The organism is Yoonia sp. 67-2 (genome assembly GCF_035117555.1).
Lineage (GTDB): Bacteria > Pseudomonadota > Alphaproteobacteria > Rhodobacterales > Rhodobacteraceae > Yoonia.
In genome coordinates this window covers 1-477 of the sequence record NZ_JAYKPK010000009.1, presented here as the reverse complement: position 1 = coordinate 477, position 477 = coordinate 1, and the positions used below count along the sequence as shown (strand labels likewise).

The window sequence follows — 477 nt, the reverse complement described above, 5'->3', positions numbered from 1 at the left end:
GTGAATTTTAACTGATGGTCAGAAAAAATGGGCATCAAACTCTCGACTGACCTGACACTGAACTTTCATCGCGTGCAGCGGGTCGGGCGATTGCGGTGGTCAGGTGCAGGGTGAGGTGCTCCCCCTTGCTTAGACAGGATCTGGCGTTTTTTAAGCTCTGATTTGCTCCTGCTGATCGGGTTGCGTGGCTTCGATTTGCAGTGAGTAGATCACTGCCGGTGGTCGGCCGCCAAGGGCTTTGTGCGGGCGGCGGTGATTGTAGAACTCCATCCAATTGCGGACACCGGGGGTAATCCCCCCCGAAAGTAAGGGGCTGCGGAAGTAGAATTTTCTCGGCAAGATGAACGAGGAGATTTTGAATGAAGATGACCAGATATAGCGAACCCCAGATCCTTGCGATCCTGCGCCAAGCCGAAGGTGGTGTGCCGGTGGCCGAGCTTTGCCGTGAACATGGCATGAGCAATGCGTCGTTTTACA

1 protein-coding gene is annotated in these 477 nt (G+C 54.3%); it reads left to right on the top strand.

Translation table 11 applies throughout. The features are described from left to right. Positions 1-359: 359 nt before the first annotated feature. Positions 360-477 (top strand): transposase (locus tag VOY09_RS14250; protein WP_323811267.1); only part of this gene is annotated, 118 nt, incomplete at its 3' end.